The sequence below is a fragment of the Anoxybacillus sp. ST4 genome (genome assembly GCF_019448545.1).
Lineage (GTDB): Bacteria > Bacillota > Bacilli > Bacillales > Anoxybacillaceae > Anoxybacillus > Anoxybacillus pushchinoensis.
Genome location: NZ_JAHZOE010000054.1, coordinates 1 through 2,371, shown reverse-complemented (window position 1 = coordinate 2,371; position 2,371 = coordinate 1). Strand labels below are relative to the sequence as shown.

Sequence of the window (2,371 nt, the reverse complement as noted above, 5' to 3'; positions counted from 1 at the left end):
CACTTACTACCTTACCAGGAGGAGAGCCCGTTTTTCATCTATTTTGCTTACATATCTGACAGGTTCCTTATTATACCAAATCAGGAACCTGTCTTTTTTTCTCCCACAAACATTTTACTCATACGAACAACATATACAAAAATTGCAATAGTCATTTGAAAAACAAACGCTTTCAAAAAAGAAAGTGTTGACATTTATTTTAACATTTACACAAATACATTGAAAAACATGAGTGATCGGAGTAGGATAAAGTGTGAAAAACATCACAAAACAGAAAGAGAAGTGGAGAGACAATGGAAGCTTTACAAGTATGTAAGGAGCTAGCATTAAAGAAGAGAACGATTTTACAAAATTCACCCGTCCAATATATGATTCGTGCTGCTCTCGCAAGTGTGTACATTGGTTTTGCTCTTATTCTTTGTTTGCGTGTCGGTCAATATTTTTATGAGACACATTCGCCCGCAACGTATATAGTAAGCGGAATTTTTTTCGGCATAGCGCTTGTGCTCATTATGTACGGTGGAGCAGAGCTATTTACAGGAAATACGATGTATTTTACTATTAGTACGCTTCAAAGAGAAACAACCGTTGGAGATACGGTTCGTAACTGGGTGGCGTGTTATAGCGGTAATTTACTTGGAGCTATTTTCTTCGCTTTTTTAATCGCACAGTCAGGTATTTTTCATGATATCCCGATGGATCATTTGTTATTTGCCATGGCGTTGAAAAAGATGCATGCGACAACAATACAATTATTTGTAAAGGGAATTTTGTGTAACTGGCTCGTTTGTTTGGCCATCTTCATTCCGATGCAAATGAAAGAAGACGTAGCAAAAATGTTTGCTATGATTTTGATTGTTTTCGTCTTTTTTGCGTCAGGATATGAGCACTCTATTGCGAATTTTGTTATTTTTTCACTCGCCTTAGCCGTACCACATCCGTCCGCCATTGATGTGGCGGGTGTTGTTCATAACATTGTCCCTGTGACAATTGGGAATATTGTCGGCGGTTCTTTATTCATGGGAGCTTTATATACGTATCTTTCTTCGACAGTAAAGCTCCCTGCACCTAAATGGAAAGGATCATTTGGATTGCGGAGAATATTGAATAAGTAAGAAAATAGTCGAGACATGTTCTCGACTATTTGTTATAATGAATGCTATTATTTATCATTTCTTTCGTTCAAAGGGGAGGTTTGTTATGTATTTTCAGCAGAAACATGTTCGTGATTTTGTAGATAAGTATAAGCATCGTGCCCGTTTACTTATATCATGTCCCGACCAACCAGGAATTGTTGCAGCAGTTACAACGTTTTTACATGAACAAGGGGCTAACATAGTGGAGTCGAACCAATATTCAACAGATCCTGAAGGCGGCACGTTTTTTTTACGAATTGAGTTTGATGCGCCAAACATACGTGAAAGAAAAGAAGAGATAGAGAAGAAATTCGCAACGATTGCACAACGTTTTGCAATGGACTGGAAATTCAGCCTACATACGCATATAAAAAAGGTAGCTATATTTGTTTCAAAAGAAGAACATTGTTTATTAGAATTGCTATGGGAGTGGCAAGCAGGTGAACTACTTGCGGATTTCGCCCTTGTCATTAGTAACCATGAACAAATGAGAGAGACGGTTGAATCATTTGGTATTCCATACTATTACGTTCCTGTGACAAAAGAAACAAAACAAGAGGCAGAAGCGAAACAAATTGAGTTGTTAAAACAATATGATGTTGATGTTATTGTGCTCGCTCGTTATATGCAAATTTTATCACCGCGTTTCGTTTCCATGTTCCCAGCACGAATTATTAATATTCACCATTCATTTTTACCGGCATTTATTGGGGCGCGCCCGTATGAACAAGCTTATCGCCGTGGAGTGAAACTAATTGGTGCGACTTCTCATTATGTAACAGATGATTTAGACGAAGGGCCTATTATTGAACAAGATGTTGAACGGGTCGATCATAAGCATCATATAGAAGACTTAAAACGGGTAGGGCGTATTATCGAGAAAACGGTACTAGTTCGTGCGTTAAAGTGGCACTTAGAAGATCGTGTTATCATTCACGAAAATAAGACGATTGTCTTTAAATAAAGAAGAGGGGAAGCCTTCTTCTTTTTTTATAAAAATATTTCACATAATAAACTATGTTCTAAATAAAAATTGAATAAAAATAAAAATGTTCAATTATAATAAAAATAGGGAAGGATTTTTTCTTTATGTAAAGAATGTGTCATATGAAAGGAGCATTCCTGTTAGAAAGGTTTTCGGGGACTTGAAAGAAAAAAGCCCTCTTGGTATGATGCAGGGGTGTCAACACCTAAAATCAGACCAAGGAGGACTATACAGTGAATTGTACACGAAA

2 protein-coding genes are annotated in these 2,371 nt (G+C 37.0%); both read left to right on the top strand.

Features of this window, described 5'->3' with window-relative positions; all coding sequences use genetic code 11:
* The first annotated feature begins 293 nt into the window (after positions 1-293).
* Entirely contained in the window at positions 294-1,115 is an 822-nt protein-coding gene (locus K1I44_RS14870) for a formate/nitrite transporter family protein (protein ID WP_003397203.1), read from the top strand.
* An 85-nt stretch (positions 1,116-1,200) separates the two neighbouring features.
* Positions 1,201-2,100 carry a formyltetrahydrofolate deformylase gene (gene purU / locus K1I44_RS14865; RefSeq protein ID WP_219986616.1) on the top strand — a complete coding sequence of 300 codons (900 nt, stop codon included), beginning with the start codon at positions 1,201-1,203 and terminating at the stop codon, positions 2,098-2,100.
* Positions 2,101-2,371: the final 271 nt, after the last annotated feature.